We start from the raw sequence: 23,096 nt of genomic DNA, 5'->3' as shown, positions 1-23,096 counted from the left end.
TATATATGGAGCGATCTTCTTCCTCTTCTTCGCCGCAGCGCGAGCCCGGGCGCGGGTGGTGGCGCTGGGCTGCGATCGGCGGCGCGGTGGCCAGCGTGGCCGTGGCGTTCGGGTATGTCGGCGGCTGGCTCGCGCCGGCGCGTCTGACTCCGCACCGGATCGTCGATGCGCTGCAGGCGGCCGGCGGCGGCATTCATCCGGGTTTCCGGCGCAATCACGCGAAGGGCGTGTGCGTGACCGGTTACTTCGAAGGCAACGGCGCCGCGAGCGCGTATTCGGTCGCGCCGTTCTTCAAGGCGGTGCGCACGCCGGTGGTCGGGCGTTTCGCGTTGCCGGGCGGGAATCCGTATGCGCCCGACAGCAGCGTGCCGATCCGCAGCCTCGCGCTGAAGCTCACCGCGCCCGATGGCGAGCAATGGCGAACCGGGATGAACGCGATGCCGGTGTTTCCGGTCGCGACGCCGCAGGCGTTCTACGCGCAATTGCTGGCGACCCGGCCCGATCCGAAGACGGGCAAGCCCGATCCGGTGAAGGTGAAGGCGTTTTTCGGCGCGCACCCGGAGACGGCCGCGTTCCGCGAATGGGTGAAGGGTGCGAAGCCGAGCGCGAGCTACGTCACCGAAAGCTATTACGGGTTGAACGCGTTCTATTTCGTCGATGCGGCGGGCAAGCGCCAGGCGGTGCGATGGCGCGTCGTGCCGGAGCAGACGGCCGGCGCCGGTGACGTCGCAATAGCCGCGGATCCGAACGTGCTGCAGCAGGACGTGACGCAGCGCATCGCGGCCGGTGCGCAGAAGTGGAAGCTGCTGGTCACCCTGGCGGAGCCGGGCGATCCGGTGGACGACGCGACGAAGGTCTGGCCCGCGCAGCGCACGACGATCGACGCGGGCACGCTCGTGCTCGACCGCGTGGAGGCGCAGGACAGCGGGCCGTGCCGCGACGTGAATTACGACCCGACGGTGCTGCCGCAGGGGATTCAGGTGTCGGGGGATCCGTTGCTGGCGGCGCGCTCGGCTGCCTACGCGGATTCGTATCTGCGCAGGACGAGTGAAGAGGCCGGGGTGGCAGGTGTGGCCAGGTTGAGTTCGGGGGGACGGTGATGAAGACTTCTGCGACGTTTGGTTTGCCGGCGAGGGTGCTGCACTGGGCGATGGCCGCGATGATCATCGCGATGCTGTTCATCGGGGTGGGGATGGTGGCGTCTGTCTCTGAGCGGCATGCGCTTCTGGTGTCGATTCACAAGCCGCTGGGCATAGCCGTGCTGGTGCTCGTGTGCGTGCGTATCGTGGTGCGGGTTCTGTCGAAGCCGCCGGCGTTGCCCGAGGATCTGCCGTGGTGGCAGAAGGTTGCCGCGCACGGGTCGCATCTCGTGCTGTATGCGCTGATGCTCGCGATGCCGCTGATCGGCTGGGCGATGCTGTCGGCGGGCGGGTATCCGGTGACGCTGGGCGGTGGTGTGCAGCTGCCGGCGATCGTGGCGGCGGATCCGGTGACGTTTGCCTGGCTCCGGGTCGCGCACCGGGTGCTGGCGTATCTGTTTTTCGCGACGTTCCTCGCGCACTTTGCCGCAGCGCTGTATCACGGGCTGATTCGACGGGACGGCGTGGTGAGGGCGATGGTGGGCCGGTGAGCGGCGGAGGATTGCGCTCGATGCGGCGGGGCGGTTCACGGGCAACCGGGCCTGCTCCTGCCGTGTCGCATATATCTGACCGTAGGACAGGTTCAGAGGCCCCGGCTACCACATGTCAAAATAATTTCAAAAAAGGGGTTGCGGAGACTGAGACAGGTGCTTAGAATCACGCCTCTTTCGCGCTAACGGAAACGCAGCGCGGGGGAAGAAGGGAAGCGGTGCTGTTGATGTCGGTTTTAACGACTCCAGTGCACATGGAATTAAACCGCAGTCGTCGCAACGAAGTAGTTAAAAAAGTTGTTGACGGATTTAAAAAAACGGTTAATAATCTCGCTTCTCTGCTGCTGAAAACGCAGCGCTGCCGGGAAACACGAAGTTCCTCGCAGAATGCTCTTTAAAAATTAACAGCCGATAAGTGTGGGCGCTTGATGGAAGCGAGCTGATCCTCGGATCAGATAGCAAAAGTATCAAGAGTCTCACACTAAAGTAAGTCAGGTTTATGAAGCAATTCATATTCCTGTCAGCTTTGAGTGAGCGACCGGTTCGAAAGAACCGAAAACAGTAACAGGTTTAAACTGAAGAGTTTGATCCTGGCTCAGATTGAACGCTGGCGGCATGCCTTACACATGCAAGTCGAACGGCAGCACGGGTGCTTGCACCTGGTGGCGAGTGGCGAACGGGTGAGTAATACATCGGAACATGTCCTGTAGTGGGGGATAGCCCGGCGAAAGCCGGATTAATACCGCATACGATCTACGGATGAAAGCGGGGGACCTTCGGGCCTCGCGCTATAGGGTTGGCCGATGGCTGATTAGCTAGTTGGTGGGGTAAAGGCCTACCAAGGCGACGATCAGTAGCTGGTCTGAGAGGACGACCAGCCACACTGGGACTGAGACACGGCCCAGACTCCTACGGGAGGCAGCAGTGGGGAATTTTGGACAATGGGCGAAAGCCTGATCCAGCAATGCCGCGTGTGTGAAGAAGGCCTTCGGGTTGTAAAGCACTTTTGTCCGGAAAGAAATCCTTGGCTCTAATACAGTCGGGGGATGACGGTACCGGAAGAATAAGCACCGGCTAACTACGTGCCAGCAGCCGCGGTAATACGTAGGGTGCAAGCGTTAATCGGAATTACTGGGCGTAAAGCGTGCGCAGGCGGTTTGCTAAGACCGATGTGAAATCCCCGGGCTCAACCTGGGAACTGCATTGGTGACTGGCAGGCTAGAGTATGGCAGAGGGGGGTAGAATTCCACGTGTAGCAGTGAAATGCGTAGAGATGTGGAGGAATACCGATGGCGAAGGCAGCCCCCTGGGCCAATACTGACGCTCATGCACGAAAGCGTGGGGAGCAAACAGGATTAGATACCCTGGTAGTCCACGCCCTAAACGATGTCAACTAGTTGTTGGGGATTCATTTCCTTAGTAACGTAGCTAACGCGTGAAGTTGACCGCCTGGGGAGTACGGTCGCAAGATTAAAACTCAAAGGAATTGACGGGGACCCGCACAAGCGGTGGATGATGTGGATTAATTCGATGCAACGCGAAAAACCTTACCTACCCTTGACATGGTCGGAATCCTGCTGAGAGGCGGGAGTGCTCGAAAGAGAACCGGCGCACAGGTGCTGCATGGCTGTCGTCAGCTCGTGTCGTGAGATGTTGGGTTAAGTCCCGCAACGAGCGCAACCCTTGTCCTTAGTTGCTACGCAAGAGCACTCTAAGGAGACTGCCGGTGACAAACCGGAGGAAGGTGGGGATGACGTCAAGTCCTCATGGCCCTTATGGGTAGGGCTTCACACGTCATACAATGGTCGGAACAGAGGGTTGCCAACCCGCGAGGGGGAGCTAATCCCAGAAAACCGATCGTAGTCCGGATTGCACTCTGCAACTCGAGTGCATGAAGCTGGAATCGCTAGTAATCGCGGATCAGCATGCCGCGGTGAATACGTTCCCGGGTCTTGTACACACCGCCCGTCACACCATGGGAGTGGGTTTTACCAGAAGTGGCTAGTCTAACCGCAAGGAGGACGGTCACCACGGTAGGATTCATGACTGGGGTGAAGTCGTAACAAGGTAGCCGTATCGGAAGGTGCGGCTGGATCACCTCCTTTCCAGAGCTATCTCGCAAAGTTGAGCGCTCACGCTTATCGGCTGTTGATAAAGACAGAAAGACTGTCTGTTAGCGGTTTTCTCGGTTATAATGCCGGCCGCTTTCGATAATCTTCAATGATAAATATTCGGATGAAGTTCGATTCGAGTCTTTTTCATTGGCGATTGAGCCAGTCAGAGCGATACAAAAGTATCGGCTGTCGTTCTTTAACAATCTGGAAGAAGTAAGTAATTTGGATAACGGAAGCGTCTTGAGATGGACGTGAAAGTTATCCGGGTTGTGATTGTATCGATGTATCTCAAGATGATTCGTAAACTACTCCCTTCGGGAGTGGGGCCAGAGTAAGCGCTAAAGCGCTAACTCTAGCCGACATCAATTGGAATACGGCACAACGCGAGAACTCAACCTGTAACGAGACAGACTCGTTATAGGGTCAAGCGAACAAGTGCATGTGGTGGATGCCTTGGCGATCACAGGCGATGAAGGACGCGGTAGCCTGCGAAAAGCTACGGGGAGCTGGCAAACGAGCTTTGATCCGTAGATGTCCGAATGGGGAAACCCGGCCCTTTTGGGTCATCCTAGACTGAATACATAGGTCTAGTGAAGCGAACGCGGTGAACTGAAACATCTAAGTAACCGCAGGAAAAGAAATCAACCGAGATTCCCAAAGTAGTGGCGAGCGAAATGGGATGAGCCTTGCACTCTTTATTTGTATTGTTAGCCGAACGCTCTGGAAAGTGCGGCCATAGCAGGTGATAGCCCTGTAGGCGAAAACAGTATGAAAGAACTAGGTGTGCGACAAGTAGGGCGGGACACGTGAAATCCTGTCTGAAGATGGGGGGACCATCCTCCAAGGCTAAATACTCGTGATCGACCGATAGTGAACCAGTACCGTGAGGGAAAGGCGAAAAGAACCCCGGGAGGGGAGTGAAATAGATCCTGAAACCGCATGCATACAAACAGTCGGAGCCTCGAAAGGGGTGACGGCGTACCTTTTGTATAATGGGTCAGCGACTTACGTTCAGTAGCAAGCTTAACCGTATAGGGCAGGCGTAGCGAAAGCGAGTCCGAATAGGGCGTTCAGTTGCTGGGCGTAGACCCGAAACCAAGTGATCTATCCATGGCCAGGATGAAGGTGCGGTAACACGTACTGGAGGTCCGAACCCACTAACGTTGAAAAGTTAGGGGATGAGCTGTGGATAGGGGTGAAAGGCTAAACAAACTTGGAAATAGCTGGTTCTCTCCGAAAACTATTTAGGTAGTGCCTCGTGTCTCACCTTCGGGGGTAGAGCACTGTCATGGTTGGGGGGTCTATTGCAGATTACCCCGCCATAGCAAACTCCGAATACCGAAGAGTGCAATCACGGGAGACAGACATCGGGTGCTAACGTCCGGTGTCAAGAGGGAAACAACCCAGACCGCCAGCTAAGGTCCCCAAATATAGCTAAGTGGGAAACGAAGTGGGAAGGCTAAAACAGTCAGGAGGTTGGCTTAGAAGCAGCCACCCTTTAAAGAAAGCGTAATAGCTCACTGATCGAGTCGTCCTGCGCGGAAGATGTAACGGGGCTAAGCTATATACCGAAGCTGCGGATGCGTGCTTTGCACGCATGGTAGGAGAGCGTTCCGTAAGCCTGCGAAGGTGCGTTGAAAAGCGTGCTGGAGGTATCGGAAGTGCGAATGCTGACATGAGTAGCGATAAAGGGGGTGAAAGGCCCCCTCGCCGTAAGCCCAAGGTTTCCTACGCAACGTTCATCGGCGTAGGGTGAGTCGGCCCCTAAGGCGAGGCAGAAATGCGTAGCTGATGGGAAGCAGGTCAATATTCCTGCACCATTGTTAGATGCGATGGGGGGACGGATCGCGGAAGGTTGTCCGGGTGTTGGAAGTCCCGGTCGCTGCATTGGAGAAGGCGCTTAGGCAAATCCGGGCGCGTAATTCAAGGGTGTGGCGCGAGCTCCTTAGGGAGCGAAGCAATTGGAAGTGGTTCCAAGAAAAGCCTCTAAGCTTCAGTCTAACGATGACCGTACCGCAAACCGACACAGGTGGGCGAGATGAGTATTCTAAGGCGCTTGAGAGAACTCGGGAGAAGGAACTCGGCAAATTGGTACCGTAACTTCGGGATAAGGTACGCCCTTGTAGCTTGATGCGCCTGCGCGCAAAGGGTGAAGGGGTTGCAATAAACTGGTGGCTGCGACTGTTTAATAAAAACACAGCACTCTGCAAACACGAAAGTGGACGTATAGGGTGTGACGCCTGCCCGGTGCCGGAAGATTAAATGATGGGGTGCAAGCTCTTGATTGAAGTCCCGGTAAACGGCGGCCGTAACTATAACGGTCCTAAGGTAGCGAAATTCCTTGTCGGGTAAGTTCCGACCTGCACGAATGGCGTAACGATGGCCACACTGTCTCCTCCCGAGACTCAGCGAAGTTGAAGTGTTTGTGATGATGCAATCTACCCGCGGCTAGACGGAAAGACCCCATGAACCTTTACTGTAGCTTTGCATTGGACTTTGAACCGATCTGTGTAGGATAGGTGGGAGGCTATGAAACCGGAACGCTAGTTTCGGTGGAGCCGTCCTTGAAATACCACCCTGGTTTGTTTGAGGTTCTAACCTTGGCCCGTGATCCGGGTCGGGGACAGTGCATGGTAGGCAGTTTGACTGGGGCGGTCTCCTCCCAAAGCGTAACGGAGGAGTACGAAGGTACGCTAGGTACGGTCGGAAATCGTGCTGATAGTGCAATGGCATAAGCGTGCTTAACTGCGAGACCGACAAGTCGAGCAGGTGCGAAAGCAGGTCATAGTGATCCGGTGGTTCTGTATGGAAGGGCCATCGCTCAACGGATAAAAGGTACTCTGGGGATAACAGGCTGATACCGCCCAAGAGTTCATATCGACGGCGGTGTTTGGCACCTCGATGTCGGCTCATCTCATCCTGGGGCTGTAGCCGGTCCCAAGGGTATGGCTGTTCGCCATTTAAAGAGGTACGTGAGCTGGGTTTAAAACGTCGTGAGACAGTTTGGTCCCTATCTGCCGTGGGCGTTGGATATTTGAAGGGGGCTGCTCCTAGTACGAGAGGACCGGAGTGGACGAACCTCTGGTGTACCGGTTGTCACGCCAGTGGCATCGCCGGGTAGCTATGTTCGGAAGAGATAACCGCTGAAAGCATCTAAGCGGGAAACTCGCCTTAAGATGAGATATCCCTGGGGACTAGATCCCCTTGAAGGGTCGTTCGAGACCAGGACGTTGATAGGTCAGGTGTGTAAGCGCAGTAATGCGTTCAGCTAACTGATACTAATTGCCCGTAAGGCTTGATCCTATAACAAGTCTGTTTCGCGCTGATTACAGCGCGTCGGACTGGTTGGATTCTCGTGTGTGATACACACAACCTCAATTACTGCTTCTTCCCAGATTGGTTGTGCTGCGAAGCCAGCACAACAACCCTCTTTGCCTGATGACCATAGCGAGTCGGTCCCACCCCTTCCCATCCCGAACAGGACCGTGAAACGACTCTACGCCGATGATAGTGCGGATTCCCGTGTGAAAGTAGGTAATCGTCAGGCTCCCTCAAGCCAAGAACCCCCGCCCGAAAGGCGGGGGTTTTTGCATTTCAGCGGCGGAAATGCGCGCGGCGTATTCGGCATGGCTGCATGTCGTGCTGCACGCATTGATGCTCGCGATGCCGCAGGATGCGGAGAAGACGGAACGCAACTTCTCGTCTGTTGTGACGATTGTTGAAGTTGCCTGCAGCCTCACCGCAGACCATTTGCGTCAACGCGTGAGCCGAAGTGCTTCACGCCGAGCCATCACCAGGCAGTAGAGCCGCGCAAGGCGGCCAGCGCTGCGTCTTCCTCGTCCTTATCCTCTTCCTGGGCAGCTGCACCATAGGGCTGCTCTCGCCAGTTCAGCGCGCTGTAGTCGGGCGTGATGATGACCCTTCGGGAAGCAAAGCTGAACCGAAGATAGACGCGATCACCCGGCTTGAATCCGAACATCTCGAAATGCGCGTCGATGGCGCGCATCCATGGCATGTACGGTTGGCCATCCTGGGGAAGGTCAGGCTTGTTGCCGAGGGTTAGCTCAACCTCGGGATACTGTTTGAGCTTCTTGGGACGTGACTTACTATAGGCGTTAGCCATCTTCCGACTCCTGGTGTGAGTTGGTTGTGGTCAGCGGGTCGTGTGGGTGGCAGCCCATGCGGCCCGCGCTTTTACTGCTCTGCTCTCTTCGGTTTACCTTTTGTATTTGCGCTCCAGAGCGAAATGATCTTCCCTATCGCTGGCGCAATAGAAAGTTTAGTTCGTATTGCATCTCATAAATCAGCACGGCTTCGAACTAGCCGATCGGTAGATACGAGATCGTCGACAAATGGCGGGAGTTGATGTGTCGAACTTGAAGAGAATGTTTGGCGACTTCATGGATTGGCACCAGAGCCGGCGTGCGTCGCGAGAGCTGTTCGAGCGGCAGCGGGTGGCAATTGAGGAGCTTTTCGAGGCGGATCTGACGTACTTGTCAACGTCGGACGTAATTTCCCCAGAAGGGGATGCGGCTATTTTCTTGGACTGATTTACGTCGTTAGCCCCAGGCTTTCACGGTACTCGATGGGGCTGAGATAGCCAAGCGAGCCCTTGATCCGTTTCTCGTTGTACCAGCGAATGTAGGCGCTCAGTACCTCAATGAACTCCGCGATGGTCGTCGAACGCCAGTCTCCTGGATAGAACATCTCGGTCTTCAGCCTGCCGAAGAATCCCTCACAGGCTGCGTTGTCCGGGGAACAGGCTTTACGCGACATGGATCGAATCAGATTAGCCTTTGCAACCCGCGATAGCCAGCCAGGCCAACGGTAGTGGCCACCGCGATCGGAATGCACGATCGGCGTTTTATCTGCTTCAGTCACGGTCTCGATAGCCGCGTCTAACATGGTATTCACGAGTTCTGCGTCAGGGCTTGTGCCGATCGACCAGCTGACTACCATGCCATCAAAGCAGTCGATCATGGGCGACAGATATACCTTACCCGCAGGAATCTGGAACTCGGAGATATCGGTCACCCACTTTTCGTTGGGGGCGTCAGCACGGAAATCGCGATTGATGATGTTATCTGGGGCAGGGCTGATTTCCCCGATATAAGAACGGTATCGGCGCCGCCTGGGCCTGGCTGCGTGGAGGCCGCCTTGTTTCATGAGCCGACGCACGACCTTCTCCGATAGAAACACACGTTGTCGGCCGAGCGCTGCCTGCACCCGACGATAGCCGTAGGATCGGTGATTGTCCTCGAAGATCTCTGCAACGGTACGACGGACTTCTGCATATTTGTCGGCAACCCGTATGGGCGACCGATGGTAGAAATAGGAGCTGCGCGCTAGGTCCAACCGCGCAAGCAGCTCAGCCAAGCCGTATTCTTCTCTCAGGGCGTCAACCAGCGTTGTCTTCTCCCGGTTGCTCAGGAGTGGCAGGTCGACGCCCAGGTCTTTTTTTAGGAGTTCATTCGCCTTCTTCAACAGGTCGTGTTCAAGCTGCAAATTGCGAATGTCGCGTCGGAGCCCTTCGACCTGCCGCTCCAGTTCGTCCCGATCCGTCTCCGCAGGTGATCGCTTGTCGCGTTTCATGGATGCAGGGGCCTCTCGGCCGAGTAACTGGTTCTTCCAGTTGTACAACGTCACCCTGTCAACGTCCAGCTTTCGCGCCAACGCCTGCGCACTTCCTTCGCGTGTACATAGTTCGTACACCGCGGCCTGCCTGGACGCCAGTGACGCGACCGGTCGACCTGCCTTGCCAACCACGCATCTCCTGGTTTCCGGATAGCGCTCGCGAACCCACGCCGTCAGTATCTGGCGACATGGATAGCCTAATTCCCTGAGGGTGAAGGCGAAGCAGCGCCCGTGGTTGACGTAGTGCTCAAGTGCTACGTTCTTCTGTTCTTCTGAATACTTCTGCTTTCCGCGAACATACTCCTTCTGCAAATCGCCGCTGTTCTCGAATTCCTCGCACCATGCCTTGAGAGAATTCTTCGTCGGGTAACCCAACTGGCGGATTGTCGCCTTGATGCGCTTGCCAAGCTTCAGGTACAGCTCGACCGCCCGAACGCGGTCTTCGTATGAATACATGGACTACCTCCAGGTAGTCCAAGATTTGGTCCGCATCCCCAGTGGGTCAGTTCTGTGCGGACATCAACACTCATTCGTCACCGACTGAATATGTGGAAGGCACGCGGGAGATTTATGGCTCAGCTTAATGCGTATCTACGGCAACCTGCGTTGCACCGAAATACCTGGTGTCATGACTCCTTGCGTACAAAAAAATATCGAAATCGTGGTTGCATATGGAATCGCGGCAGGCTCGAACAGCTGCTCCGCGGGGAGGTCACTCCAAGTCCCCAATCGCCACCATCTTCTCGGCACCAGGAGAATTGCGGTATCATGTACACTATTCTGTACATGTTAGCAGCCTAGGGAGTAAGCCATGTCCATCTCCGCTTGTGATGTGATCCCGCTGTCTCACGCGAGGGCGAATCTGTCTGAACTGGCAGACCAGGTAAAGGCCGGCGCAGAGAAGATCGTTACAAAGAACGGCGAAAGCTACGTCGCCATCATCGATGCGCAGCGGCTGGATTACTACCACCAGCTAGAGCGGGAACGCATTCACTTACTGTTGATTGCAGGTGCCAGCAATGGGGTAGCGGACGTGGCCGCAGGTCATGTCAAAGAGGCTCGCAGAGTCCTCTCCTCCGTCAGACTGCGCCGCACCACTAGAGCAGCCGACTAGCGATCTGATTCGAGCCGTGACAGCCCGTCATACAGTCAAATTTACTGCTAACTTCGAGCGCAATCTTGAGGAAGTCGAAGTGTTTCTGCGAGAAGCCGGTGTTCCGCAGGCCTTTGAGGTGCTGGTGGGTGAGTTGACGAATACAATCATCCCCAATCTGGAGCGCTTTTCAAGTATGGGTTGGCCCTTTCTCAAACACTCCGTCCGCTCCGTCGAGACGAGTAACGGAGTCGCTCGCCTGACCGAACAATTGAACGCTGTTGCGGATGGTAGCGAACTGCGCGAATACATGATGGCGAGCTACATGTTGCTGTATGGACGAATTAAGGGCACGGTATATCTGCTATCGATCCATCATTACCAACAGCTTTCATTTGATTTGGCGAAACACTGGCCAACCTGAGCAGATAGACCAAAGGGGCATAGTTCCACCGGCAACAGAAGCATGTCACGGATTGACTAAGGGCGCGAACAAGTCGGCCCTATCATTCAAAACATGGTGTGGTTCGACGGGCCGGCGGGGTGAAGCCACGCGCGAATGCTCCATCGATACTAGCCAGACAAGACTACGTGCTGTTCATCAATCGCACATCCGGTAGGGCGATCGAAGCGGAAAAGGATGACGCGGGGGAATGTTTCGCTGTGACGGAGATCCGGACTCCGCGCTAGGCCGAGAATGGTGCGGTATCCCTTGGGACACGAGCGGACAGAATGGTGGTGATTTGAGAAGGGCTGCATAGGGAGTTCATGCTTGTGCCTGCGCCAGGACTTGATTGTGTCGAACTCGCCGACTAAGGGGCGTGCAGAAGGATGGGTTTGTTCGGCAAAGAGCTGAACACGATGATGAATGATATGAATGAGGAGTTGACGGCGTGAGTGAACTACCGAAGGCCTGGAAGCTTGCGCGCCTTGATGAGCTTTGTGAATGGATTAGTGGTGGGACTCCGCGACGTTCTGAACCGTCCTATTTCGGCGGTGAATTTCCGTGGATAACGATCTCCGACTTGAATGATGGTGTAGTCTTTCGCACTGCAGAGAGCTTGACTAAAGCGGGTATTCTGAACAGTGCGGCCAAGCTCGTGCCAGAAGGTACTGTTCTCGTTGCTCTTTACGGTTCCATTGGCAAGCTAGGTATTACAAAGCGACCGTCAACAACTAATCAGGCCATTGCATGTGCGTTGCCTGACGAACAAGCGTTTGACCCACTTTATCTTTTTCATTACCTGCGATCGAAGCGCTACGAGCTCAGCCTTTTGGGTACTGGCATCACCCAAAAAAATATCTACCTCGGAGACATCAAAGCATTCGTTATACCCGTTGCGCCTCGCGCCGAACAAACCCGCATCGTCGCCAAACTCGAAGAACTGCTATCTGACCTCGATGCCGGTGTGGAAGAACTGAAGGCTGCGCAAAAGAAACTGCAGCAATATCGACAGTCCCTGCTCAAGGCTGCCGTTGAAGGTGAGCTCACTGCTCCCTGGCGTCAAGCGAAGCGCAAGCTCGGCACCCTCACCGAGACCGGTCTCCAACTGCTGCAACGTGTCCTAGCAGAGCGTCGGGCCCGATGGGAAGCTACACAACTTGCTAAGTTCGAGGAGCAAGGTAAAGTCCCACCCAAAGACTGGCGAATGAAGTATCCCGAGCCAGTGCAGCCGGATACCACCAACTTGCCGGTACTTCCTGAGGGTTGGGTATGGGCGAGCTTGGACATGTTAGGTGAGATTGTGTCTGGCGTTGCTAAAGGCACTAAGCGCGGTGGCAGTGTGCTTGTTCGCGAGGTACCGTACTTGCGGGTTGCGAATGTGCAGCGTGGTTACCTCGATCTATCCGAAGTCAAAACCATATTTGCGACTGAGCGCGATATCGAAGAGCTAACTTTGAAGAGCGGAGACGTCCTGTTCAATGAAGGTGGTGACAGAGATAAGTTGGGGCGAGGCTGGGTGTGGCGTGACGAGCTTGTACAGTGCATTCACCAGAATCACGTTTTCCGAATGAGGCCCTACTTGCCTGACTTACTGCCGGAGTTGATATCGCATCACGGAAACACGTTCGGAAAGTTGTGGTTCCAGAACGCCGGTAAGCAGACCACTAACCTCGCGTCGATCAACATGACCAACCTCAGGAGGTTCCCTGTGCCGGTTGCACCAGCTACGGAGCAGCAAGAGGCGCTTGTCCAGATCCAGGCACAATTGGAAAGCCTGGACCGCCAGCAACAGGTGACAGACTTGGCCATGAAGCAATCGGGCGCCCAACGCCAAAACATCCTTCGCGCTGCCTTCACCGGTCAGCTAGTGCAGCAAGACCCAGACGATGAGCCGGTCGATGGGCTACTGGAACGCGTTCTCGCAGAAAGGGCGGAGCGCGCCAAGCAACCTAAGGCTCGAAAGACCAAACAGAAAAAGGAGATCGCCACCGTGATGAGCCGACTGATCGACGTGCTCGCAAAAACGGGTGACTGGTTACCTGCGCAAGAGGCATTTCGGCGCTGTGGTGTAGCCGATGGTGCGCTAACTGACCAGATCGAAGTGCTTTTCGCCGAGCTACGCGCGCTGGACAAGGCTGGTCGCTTGGCTATTGAGCCAGTGGTCGACGCGCAAGGTCGCAAGCTCTATGACAACCTGAAACTGCTGGCGGACTGAGCATGCGTCTAGACAAGCTCACTATTGGCAGTGTCAAGGACAGTGCAACGCACCAGTTCAAGAACCTAAAGAACGTCACTATCGACTTCGATCAAGATCACTGGGTGACAGTAGTGATTGGTTGGAATGGTACCGGTAAGTCGAATGTGCTGGAGGCGTTAGCGATTATCTTCCGCGACCTGATCGCCAAGAAGCGCACCCCTGACTTTGCCTTTCGACTGGCCTATCGCATGGGGGCGGGTGAAAACTTGCGCCGTGTCCATATTGATGCCGATCCGGATCGTGAGAAAGATGCTTTTCTGATCCACGTCGCTAATGCACGCCAGATCGAGCAGAATAATACGGTCCGCCACTCATTGGATTTTGGAGACGAGGCAGGCGAGGCACCGCAGGGTGAGCCGATCAAGCTCACGGCCTTTTTGAATTCAGATGCCGAGTATCTGCCGCGGTATGTGTTCAGCTACTACTCGGGCGAAAGCCCGCGTATGCACGAGGTATTCCGCCCCTACCTGGAAACCTACGACAGCAAGCTCCGGAACGGAGAAGATCCGGGCTTGAAACGACTGTTTTATGCCTTGCCGGTACACAGTCAGTTTGTGTTGCTGGCCTTCATGATCAAACAATCCACGGAAGTTCGCGATCTCCTCGAGAACGATATGGGGATTGATCCGGATGAAGGCATTGAATCGGTTCTATTTGTTTTAAAACAGCCTGGCTGGAGCAAGCGACGTGGGAGAAAGAATGTTGATGTCGCTGGTGACGAAAGATTTTGGGGTGCTAAAGGCGTTGTTCAAATATTCTTGGACCGACTTCAGAGTATTGCCTTGGCCCCTATTCGGATCAAGAGAGACAAGCAAATCACACTCTGGAATAAGGAAACAACAGAGTTTCAGTATCTCTTCGTTAAGGACATTGATGCTCTCCGACGATTAGTCGGGGAGCAATTGCCAGCACATTTTTTCCGTGATCTTGAAAGCACATACGTTTCTGAGTTGATCGAAGAGGTGCGTATTAGGGTGCGCCTGAAGAAGAACGATGGTAGCGTGACTTTCCGGGAACTTAGCGAGGGGGAGCAACAGCTGCTTACGGTTTTGGGTCTACTGCGTTTTACCGCAGAGGAGGAGAGTCTTTTCTTACTGGATGAACCAGATACGCACTTGAATCCGCGTTGGAGCGTGGATTACATCTCTTATCTGAAGAAGTTCATTGCCAGCAGCACAAAGCAGCAAGAAACAAGCCACATTCTGCTGACCACACACAATCCGTTGGCCATTGCTGAGCTAGATCGCGAGCAGGTGCAGATCCTGCGCATGCACAAGCAGGACGGGCTCCGTCAGATCGTCGCTTGCTATCCAGAAATGGCGCCACGTGGTATGGGCTATGCAGCAATTGTGACGAGCGACATGTTTGGTATCGCATCTTCACTCGACCAGCCGACCCAGGAGCTTTTGGAGACTCAGCGAGCGTTCGCCGCAAAGGATGAGCTCACATCAGACGAGCAGCGGGAGTTGGACGTTCTCAACGCACAGCTTGACAGGCTTGGCTTTCGATTCTTCCATCCTGACGATGAGTATTCCCGATATCTGCGTTTGCGCAATGAGTTGCTTGTGCAGCAGTTCAAGACGGAGCAACCCAAGGAGCTAGCCAAGAACGTGGTGCAAATGTCTCGCACTGAGCGAGAACATTTGGCCAAACAGCTAATTGCGGAATTACTGGCTGACGAAGCAAACTCTTCGCAGGGGACAGCGTCTTGAGGTATGTGGACCGTACAAAGCTGGTGAAGCCGGCCGGATGGCTTGAGCGTGCACAAACGGCTTCGCAAGCCGTAGCGAATGGAGCAGATCCGAACGATTACAGTGCTGTTTGGCGCGAACTCAAAGATGGGCTTGCTAATCTGCTGCACGGCAAATGCTGGTATTGCGAAACAGCGGTAGACCGTTCGGACAACGCCGTTGATCATTTCCGTCCAAAGGGCAAGGTCAGCGATGCCGCCAACCCGCACGCGGGCTATCGATGGATGGCCTTTGATGAGAGCAACTTTCGCTACGCGTGCACCTACTGCAACAGTCGGAGGAAGGATCTAGAAAACGGAACAGCTGGTGGGAAGGCTGACCGGTTTCCCTTGGTCGACGAAGCCCAGCGTGTTTATGCCGTCGGTGCGGTCGCTGTGGAGCAACCGCTGCTGCTAGACCCTTGCGAAATTTCTGATTGGCGTCTGCTGGGATGCCATCAAGAAAACGGTCAACCATGTGCAGCAGGCACAGATGCCGTTGCTAAGCGGCGTGCTGAAGCGTCCATCGAGATTTATCACCTTCATTACGAGCCCACTTGCAAGCGCCGACACGCGGCTGCGGTCCAGTTGATGGCCGATGTGGATGAGGGCAAACGTATGTTTGAATTGGCTACCCATGATGCTGCCCGAGCGGCGGACTTCAAGGCTATGGCGGCTCGGTTGCGCCGCGCGATCGACCGCGAGTCGCCCTACAGCGGCGACATGCACTTTTTGCTGCGCGGGCAGCGCAGTGACGCACACCCATGGATACAAGAACTTTTAGAGGCCTGAAGTGAACACAAGTGGCCTCATCCAGAAAGTCTGGAATTTTTGCCACACGCTGCGTGATGATGGCGTGGGCTACGGCGATTACCTGGAACAGCTCACCTACCTGCTGTTTCTGAAGATGGCGCACGAGTATGCGCAGGAGCCTTACAACCGCAACACGCACATCCCGAAAGGCTACGACTGGGCCAGCCTGCGCAAAAAAGCCGGCGAGTCTCTGGAAGCGCATTACCTGGCTACGCTGCACAAGCTGGGACAGGGCACGGGTATGTTGGGCGCCATCTTCTTCAAGGCTCAGCACAAGATCCATGATCCGGCGAAGCTTTCGCGCCTGGTGCAGATGATCGATGAGCAAAGCTGGGTGGGCATGGACACCGACACCAAGGGTGATCTATATGAGGGGTTGCTGCAGAAGAATGCAGAAGACACCAAGAGTGGTGCCGGTCAATATTTCACGCCGCGCCCCGTCATCCAGGCGATGGTGGAATGCATGCGCCCGGTGCCCGGCAAGACCATTGCCGACCCGGCCTGTGGCACGGGTGGCTTCTTCCTGGGGGCTTACAATTGGTTGACCCGCCCTGGTGCCAAGCTAAGCAAGCGGCAGAAGGAATTCCTGCGCGTTGCGACTTTCCACGGCAACGAGATCGTGCCTAACACGCGTCGCTTGTGTCTGATGAACTTATTTCTACACGACATCGGCGAATTGGAAGGGGAGCCCTCGATTGATCGTTCAGACGCCCTGACTGCAGGGCCCGAGATGAAGGTGGACTATGTGCTCGCCAACCCGCCCTTCGGGAAGAAGAGCAGTATGACCATCACGAACGAGGAAGGAGAGGAAGACCGTGATGCGCTCACCTATGAGCGCCCGGACTTCTGGGAAACCACGTCGAACAAGCAACTCAACTTTCTGCAGCACATTGTGAGTATGCTTAAGGTGGACGGCAAGGCCGCCGTGGTACTACCCGACAACGTGCTATTCGAGGGTGGTACCGGAGAAAAGATTCGTCGAAAATTGTTGGAGACCTGTGATGTACACACAATTCTGCGCCTACCCACTGGCATTTTCTATGCGCAGGGCGTTAAGGCGAACGTGGTGTTCTTCGATAATGCACCCCAGGATGGTTGTATCCATACTAAGGGAGTGTGGTTCTACGACATGCGTACCAACAAGCACTTCACGTTGAAGACGAGGCCGCTCAAGCGGGATGATCTACAGGACTTCATTACCTGCTACCACCCCGATAATCGTCATGAGCGGAAAGAGACAGAGCGTTTCAAGTTCTACCAGTATGACGAGTTGATCGCTCGGGACAAGGCGAGCTTGGACATCTTCTGGCTCAGGGACAACAGCCTGGACAACCTGGATGACCTACCGCCTCCGGATGTGCTGCAACAGGAAATTATTGAGCATTTGGAGGCCGCGCTAGCGTGCTTCCGAGATGTGGCAATTGGGCTCCAGGCTGATTGAGCCCGGTCGAGTGCTGTCAGACGCGCCTTGTAACTCTAAAAGAGTTGCTTTCTCTGGCTCGAATTCGTTGATAAGAGGTTATGCAAACATAAAACTCTGCATAGCGTTCGGCACATATCCCGACATAGCTCGTTGGGTGTTTGCCGAAAAGGAAAAGGCCTTGAACATCAAGGCCTTTTTCAGTTTTTGTCTCGCTTCGAAGTTGCTTCTTCGATTCAATGATAGGTCAGTCGCTAGGCTTCGCCGTTCAATTGCACGACAGTGGCGCTAGCTACACTTACACTGGCGCCCTATGGTCGACAAGGCAAATCAAACGTCAATATTCCCCGCCCGCAACGCATTGCTCTCAATAAACGCCCGCCGCGGCTCCACATCATCCCCCATGAGCGTAGTAAAGATCCCATCCGCAGCAATCGCGTCCTCGATCTGCACGCGCAGCAGTCGCCGCACGGCCGGATCCATCGTCGTTTCCCACAGCTGCCCTGGGTTCATCTCCCCGAGCCCCTTATAGCGCTGCTTCGACACATTCCGCTCGGCATCCGCCAGCAGCCACTTCATCGCGCTCTTGAAGTCGGTAACAGCCATACTGCGCTCACCACGCTTGATAACCGCCCCTTCCCCAATAAGCCCCGTAAACGTATTCGCAGTAGCCACGAGCTGTTGATAATCCGCCGTGTGCTGGAACTCCTGATCGATAACCGAAACCCGCACATTCCCGTGATGGGTACGTTCGACATGCAGCGACCGCTGTTCCCGAACCGCGTCATACGCAGGCACCACGCGCACTTCGTTCTTCAACGCCTCGTCATGCAACGCAGCGTGAAGAGCCTTCGCCGAAGCCTCCGTCGAAGCCTCGTTGGAAAGATCGATCGACACGCCATCCATGATCGCCTCGAGCGCCGCCGGGTCATACAACCGGCTCAACCGATCGATCACGCTCTGCGACAGCAGATACGACCGCGCCAGCTCCCCGAGCGCATCGCCGGAAATCGCCGCCGCATTCTCCCCAGGCACCAGCTCCGACCCTTGCAGCGCCAACCGCAGCATATGCGCGTTCAGCTCCACATCATCCTTCAGATACCGCTCGTCCTTGCCCGCCTTGATCTTGTAAAGCGGCGGCTGCGCGATATACACGTACCCGCGCTCGATCATGTCCGGCATTTGGCGATAGAGGAACGTGAGCAGCAGCGTCCGGATGTGCGCACCGTCGACGTCCGCGTCGGTCATGATGATGATGCGGTGATAGCGCAGCTTGTCGAGGTTGTAATCGTCCTTGCCGATCCCGCACCCGAGCGCCGTGACCAGCGTCACGATCTGCTCCGACGACAGCAGCTTGTCGTAGCGCGCCTTCTCGACGTTCAGCACCTTGCCGCGCAGCGGCAGGATCGCCTGGAACTTGCGGTCGCGCCCTTGCTTGGCCGAGCCGCCTGCCGAGTCGCCCTCGACGATGTAGATTTCGCACTTCGCCGGGTCTTTCTCCTGGCAGTCCGCGAGCTTGCCCGGCAGGCCGACGCCGTCGAGCACGCCCTTGCGGCGCGTCATCTCGCGAGCCTTCCGTGCCGCATCGCGCGCACGCGCGGCTTCGACGATCTTCCCGCAGATGATCTTCGCGTCGATCGGCGTTTCCAGCAGGAACTCTTCCAGCGCCTTGGCCACGACTTCCTCAACCGGCGCCCGCACTTCGGACGAAACCAGCTTGTCCTTCGTCTGCGAGCTGAACTTCGGCTCCGGCACCTTCACGGAAAGCACGCACGACAGCCCTTCGCGCATGTCGTCGCCGGTCGTCTCGACCTTGGCCTTCTTCGCGATTTCGTTGTCGGTGATGTACTTGTTGATGACGCGCGTCATCGCGGCCCGCAGGCCGGTCAGGTGCGTGCCGCCGTCGCGCTGCGGAATGTTGTTCGTGAAGCACAGCACGTTCTCGTTGTAGCTGTCGTTCCACTGCATCGCGACTTCCACCCCCACGCCGTCCTTCTCGCCGATCGCGTGGAAAACCGTCGGGTGCAGGTTGGTCTTCGTCTTGTTGATGTACTCGACGAAGCCCTTCACACCGCCGGCGAACGCGAAATCGTCTTCCTTGCCCGAGCGCAGGTCGGTGAGACGAATCCGCACGCCGTTGTTCAGGAACGAAAGCTCGCGCATGCGCTTCGCGAGGATGTCGTAGTGATACTCGACCGTGCCGAAAATGGTCGGATCAGCCATGAAGTGCACTTCGGTGCCGCGGTTCTCGGTGTCGCCGGTCACCAGCATCGGCGACACTTCCACACCGTCCACCGTCTCGAGCACGCGCTCCTGCGCGATGCCGCGATGGAACTCCATGAAATGCTTCTTGCCGTTGCGGCGCACGGTGAGGCGCAGCCAGCTCGACAGCGCGTTCACGCACGACACGCCCACGCCGTGCAGGCCGCCGGACACCTTGTAGCTGTTCTGGTCGAACTTGCCGCCGGCGTGCAGCTCGGTCATCACGATCTCGGCGGCGCTGCGCTTCGGTTCGTGCTTGTCGTTCATCTTCACGTCGGTCGGAATCCCGCGGCCGTTGTCGGTCACGGTAATCGAGTTGTCGACGTGAATCGTCACCTGGATGTCGTTGCAGTACCCGGCCAGCGCTTCGTCGATCGAGTTGTCGAGCACCTCGAACACGAGGTGATGCAGACCGGTGCCGTCCGACGTGTCGCCGATGTACATCCCGGGGCGCTTGCGCACCGCTTCCAGACCTTCGAGGATCTGGATCGACGAGGCGCCGTAGCTGCTGTTATCGGGTTGCGAATTGTGCTGTTCACTCATGGATATCTTCCGGTTCTGCGGGGCCACTCTCGTGGCGGCGCGGTGCGTTTCAGCGAGAAATCGCCGGGCCGCTCCAGTTTCCTGGCCCGTCCGAGGTGCCGTTAGGGCACCAAAGGGACGGGTTGTCGGTTCGCCATAAAAACGCCAAAGGGGCTTGCCGCCCCCTGGTGTGTGTCGCGATGTCGAGCGCGTCAGATGCGCATCGGCATCACGACATACTTGAACTCGTCGTTCTCGGGCACGGTGATCAGCGCGCTCGAGCTGGCGTCGCCGAGGCTCACCTGTACGGTGTCGACCTTCAGGTTCGCGAGCACGTCGAGCAGATACGTGACGTTGAAGCCGATGTCGACGGTATCGCCCTGGTAGGCGATTTCCAGTTCTTCCTGCGCCTCTTCCTGATCGGCGTTGGTCGACATGATCTTCAACTGGCCCGGTGCGATGATGCAGCGCACGCCCTTGAATTTGTCCGAGGTCAGGATTGCCGCACGTTGCAGCGAACGCTGCAGTTCTTCACGGCCGATCTCGAACGTGTTCTTGTGCGCCTTCGGGATCACGCGCTGGAAGTCGGGGAACTTGCCCTCGACGAGTTTCGACACGAGCTCGACCTGGCCGAACGTGAACTTGGCCTGGGTTTGCGCGATGTCGATGGTGACGGTGTCGTCGATGTCTTCGAGCAGGCGTTGCAGCTCGAGAATCGTCTTGCGCGGCACGATGACTTCCTGGCGGCCGAACGTGCCGCCTTCGAGCTTCATCGACGAGAACGCGAGGCGGTGGCCGTCGGTGGCCACGGCCATCAGCTGGTCGCCGTCGACGACGAGCAGCATGCCGTTCAGGTAGTAGCGGATGTCCTGCTGCGCCATCGCGAAGTGCACCATGCCGAGCAGCTGGCGGAACGACTTCTGCGGGACGGTGAGGGTGGCGCCGAAATCCTTCGCCTGCGCGACGGTCGGGAACTCGTCGGCCGCCAGCGTCTGCAGTGCGAAACGGCTCTTGCCGGATTGAACGGTGAGGCGCTTGTCGGCGAGCGACAGCGTGACCTGGCCGTCAGGCATCGCACGCAGGATGTCGAGCAGCTTGCGGGCCGCGACGGTGGTGGCCACCTGGTCGCCGCCGACGCCGAAATCGGCGCGCGTGGTGATCTGCAGCTCCAGGTCGGTCGACAGGAATGAAACGTCCGGGCCGTTCTTGGTGATCAGCAGGTTGGCAAGGATCGGCAACGTATGGCGGCGTTCGACGATGCCGCTGACCGTTTGCAGCGGCCTGAGGAGGGTGTCTCGTTCGGTCTTGACCAGTTGCATAGAGTTCCTTCGTTGAGTAACGGCCTGCAGCGCAGCAGCCACGCAGCGCCCCGCCGGCCGGGCTCTTGGCCCGCCACCGCCGGAGCGGTCAAACCAGTATTGTGCCTCAAAACCGAACCGCCCCCCTTAAATTGGGGCGGAGGCGGAATTATCAAGCGCGCCCGCGCGCTCAGCCCTTCAGCGTCTGTTCCAGCACGTGCAGCTCGTGGTTGAGCTGCGCGTCCTTGCTGCGCTCGTCGGCGATCTTGCGCACGGCGTGCAGCACGGTGGTGTGATCGCGCCCGCCGAACAGCTCGCCGATTTCCGGCAAGCTCTTCTGCGTGAGTTCCTTCGCGAGGTACATCGCGATCTGCCGCGGCCGCGCGATGTTCGCGGGGCGCTTCTTCGAATACATGTCGGCGACCTTGATGTTGTAGAAGTCGGCGACGGTCTTCTGGATGTTCTCGACCGAAATCTGCCGGTTCTGCACGGTCAGCAGGTCCTTCAGCGCTTCCTTGGTCAGCTCGATCGAGATCTCGCGGCCGTGGAACTTCGAATACGCGAGGATCTTGCGCAGCGCGCCCTCGAGTTCGCGCACGTTTGAGCGCAGGTGCTTCGCGACGAAGAACGCGACGTCTTCCGACAGGTTCACGCCTTCCGACTGCGCCTTGCGCATCAGGATCGCGACGCGCATTTCCAGCTCGGGCGGCTCGATCGCGACGGTGAGGCCCGAGTCGAAGCGCGAGATCAGGCGATCGTCGATGCCCGAGATTTCCTTCGGATAGGTGTCGCTGGTGATGATCACCTGCGCCTTGTTCGCGACCAGCGCCTCGAACGCGTAGAAGAATTCCTCTTGCGTGCGCGACTTGCCGGAGAAGAACTGGATATCGTCGATCAGCAGCAGGTCGAGCGAGTGGTAGTAGCGCTTGAAGTCGTCGAACGCCTTGCGCTGGTACGCCTTCACCACGTCCGACACGTATTGCTCGGCGTGGATGTAGCGGATCCGCGCGCCGGCCTTGTCGAGTAGCAGCTGGTTGCCGATCGCGTGGATCAGGTGGGTCTTGCCGAGGCCGACGCCGCCGTACAGGAACAGCGGGTTGTACGAGATGCCGGGGTTGTCCGCGACCTGGATCGCGGCGGCGCGCGCCAACTGGTTCGCCTTACCGGTCACGAAGTTGTCGAACGTGAGCACGGGGTTCAGCTTCGAGCGCTCGTACATCGAATCGGCTTCGCCGTTGGCGGGGGCCGCACCGGGGCCCGGTCGCCATGTGCGGCGGCCGGCAGCCGCCTCGTGCGCGGGCAGGCTCGGCAGGTCGATGTCGGCGTCGTCGGCGTTCAGGTGGTGCGCGGCGGCCGCCGACGGCGTCATCGGCACGTCGGCCGGCGCGGCGGGCGCAGCGGCGGCATTCGCGCTCAGGTTCGCGGCGATCGCAGCCACCGCGGCGGCCGGGCCGCCCGGTTGCAGCGGCGCGCGCGGGGCGGCGGCCGATGTGGCGCCCGTCGCGGCGCTGCGCATGCCGGCCTTCGGATCGAGGACGAACTGGACTTCGATCGGCGCGTTCCAGAAATCCCGGGCCAGATCGGAGATCCGGCCCGAAAACTGGCTCTTGACCCAGTCCAGCTTGAAGCGGTTCGGCGCGGCGATGGACAGCGTGTTCGCCGACGCATCGAAGGCCACCGGGGCCAAGGGTTTGATCCACGTCACGTACTGCTGGGGCGTCAGCTCGCGCTCCAGCAGTGCGGAACAGTGTTGCCAGAAATCGTTCATCAAGTAGCTGTCGTTTTTTGCATGCACAGCGCGGCTCGCCGGCGCCCTTGTCGCGATGGCGCGACAAGGCCCGAAGCGGTCGTGCGAGCGTGCCTCGGACGCCTGCGTCAC

General features: G+C 57.3%; 13 protein-coding genes and 3 rRNA genes. 11 read left to right on the top strand and 5 right to left on the bottom strand.

Translation table 11 applies throughout. The features are described from left to right. The first annotated feature begins 5 nt into the window (after positions 1 to 5). From ACPTTC_RS00080 to rrf, 5 genes are all read left to right on the top strand, one after another. Entirely contained in the window at positions 6 to 1,100 is a 1,095-nt protein-coding gene (locus tag ACPTTC_RS00080) for a catalase family peroxidase (RefSeq protein WP_423391217.1), read from the top strand. Next, positions 1,100 to 1,630 (top strand): cytochrome b, encoded by a 531-nt coding sequence (locus tag ACPTTC_RS00075; RefSeq protein WP_423391216.1) that lies wholly within the window; start codon positions 1,100 to 1,102, stop codon positions 1,628 to 1,630. Before ACPTTC_RS00080 ends, ACPTTC_RS00075 begins: the two co-directional genes overlap by 1 nt. A 572-nt stretch (positions 1,631 to 2,202) precedes the next feature. Continuing rightward, a 16S ribosomal RNA gene (locus ACPTTC_RS00070) occupies positions 2,203 to 3,735 on the top strand. 430 nt (positions 3,736 to 4,165) lie between these two features. Then, positions 4,166 to 7,047 (top strand): 23S ribosomal RNA (locus tag ACPTTC_RS00065). 131 nt (positions 7,048 to 7,178) lie between these two features. Beyond that, positions 7,179 to 7,291, top strand: a 5S ribosomal RNA gene (gene rrf / locus ACPTTC_RS00060). Together the 16S, 23S and 5S rRNA genes form the textbook arrangement of a ribosomal RNA operon. Positions 7,292 to 7,534: 243 nt before the next feature. Here the strand turns inward: rrf and ACPTTC_RS00055 are convergent. Together ACPTTC_RS00055 and ACPTTC_RS00050 are read right to left on the bottom strand one after the other, a co-directional pair. Continuing rightward, positions 7,535 to 7,867: a hypothetical protein gene (locus ACPTTC_RS00055; protein WP_226201518.1), complete on the bottom strand. Its 333-nt coding sequence runs from the start codon at positions 7,865 to 7,867 to the stop codon at positions 7,535 to 7,537. 428 nt (positions 7,868 to 8,295) lie between these two features. Beyond that, positions 8,296 to 9,834 carry an IS3 family transposase gene (locus ACPTTC_RS00050; protein WP_423391215.1) on the bottom strand — a complete coding sequence of 513 codons (1,539 nt, stop codon included), beginning with the start codon at positions 9,832 to 9,834 and terminating at the stop codon, positions 8,296 to 8,298. Between the two features lie 355 nt (positions 9,835 to 10,189). Between ACPTTC_RS00050 and ACPTTC_RS00045 the strand changes: the two genes are divergently transcribed. From ACPTTC_RS00045 to ACPTTC_RS00020, 6 genes are all read left to right on the top strand, one after another. After that, positions 10,190 to 10,492, top strand: a complete 303-nt coding sequence (locus ACPTTC_RS00045; protein ID WP_226201522.1) for a type II toxin-antitoxin system Phd/YefM family antitoxin — start codon at positions 10,190 to 10,192, stop codon at positions 10,490 to 10,492. Positions 10,493 to 10,508: 16 nt separating this feature from the next. Then, complete coding sequence (locus tag ACPTTC_RS00040; protein WP_423391214.1) at positions 10,509 to 10,895, top strand: type II toxin-antitoxin system RelE/ParE family toxin; 387 nt, start codon at positions 10,509 to 10,511, stop codon at positions 10,893 to 10,895. Positions 10,896 to 11,364: 469 nt separating this feature from the next. Next, on the top strand, positions 11,365 to 13,131 hold the full coding sequence (locus tag ACPTTC_RS00035) for a restriction endonuclease subunit S (protein ID WP_226201524.1): 1,767 nt from the start codon (positions 11,365 to 11,367) through the stop codon (positions 13,129 to 13,131). 2 nt (positions 13,132 to 13,133) lie between these two features. Further along, complete coding sequence (locus ACPTTC_RS00030; RefSeq protein ID WP_423391213.1) at positions 13,134 to 14,885, top strand: AAA family ATPase; 1,752 nt, start codon at positions 13,134 to 13,136, stop codon at positions 14,883 to 14,885. Continuing rightward, entirely contained in the window at positions 14,882 to 15,694 is an 813-nt protein-coding gene (locus ACPTTC_RS00025; protein ID WP_423391212.1) for a hypothetical protein, read from the top strand. The genes ACPTTC_RS00030 and ACPTTC_RS00025 overlap by 4 nt, the downstream gene beginning before the upstream one ends. Before the next feature lies 1 nt (position 15,695). Further along, positions 15,696 to 17,156: an N-6 DNA methylase gene (locus ACPTTC_RS00020; protein ID WP_226201527.1), complete on the top strand. Its 1,461-nt coding sequence runs from the start codon at positions 15,696 to 15,698 to the stop codon at positions 17,154 to 17,156. A 309-nt stretch (positions 17,157 to 17,465) separates the two neighbouring features. Here ACPTTC_RS00020 and gyrB read toward each other — a convergent pair whose 3' ends face one another. The 3 genes from gyrB to dnaA form a co-directional block, all read right to left on the bottom strand. After that, on the bottom strand, positions 17,466 to 19,940 hold the full coding sequence (gene gyrB / locus ACPTTC_RS00015; protein ID WP_423391211.1) for a DNA topoisomerase (ATP-hydrolyzing) subunit B: 2,475 nt from the start codon (positions 19,938 to 19,940) through the stop codon (positions 17,466 to 17,468). Positions 19,941 to 20,131: 191 nt separating this feature from the next. Then, positions 20,132 to 21,238 carry a DNA polymerase III subunit beta gene (gene dnaN / locus ACPTTC_RS00010; protein WP_006756934.1) on the bottom strand — a complete coding sequence of 369 codons (1,107 nt, stop codon included), beginning with the start codon at positions 21,236 to 21,238 and terminating at the stop codon, positions 20,132 to 20,134. 169 nt (positions 21,239 to 21,407) lie between these two features. Beyond that, on the bottom strand, positions 21,408 to 22,985 hold the full coding sequence (gene dnaA / locus ACPTTC_RS00005) for a chromosomal replication initiator protein DnaA (RefSeq protein WP_423391210.1): 1,578 nt from the start codon (positions 22,983 to 22,985) through the stop codon (positions 21,408 to 21,410). Positions 22,986 to 23,096 lie beyond the last annotated feature (111 nt).

This window comes from Burkholderia mycopellens (assembly GCF_964265025.1).
In the GTDB taxonomy this organism is placed as follows: domain Bacteria; phylum Pseudomonadota; class Gammaproteobacteria; order Burkholderiales; family Burkholderiaceae; genus Burkholderia.
This window is presented reverse-complemented; position numbering and strand designations above follow the sequence as displayed.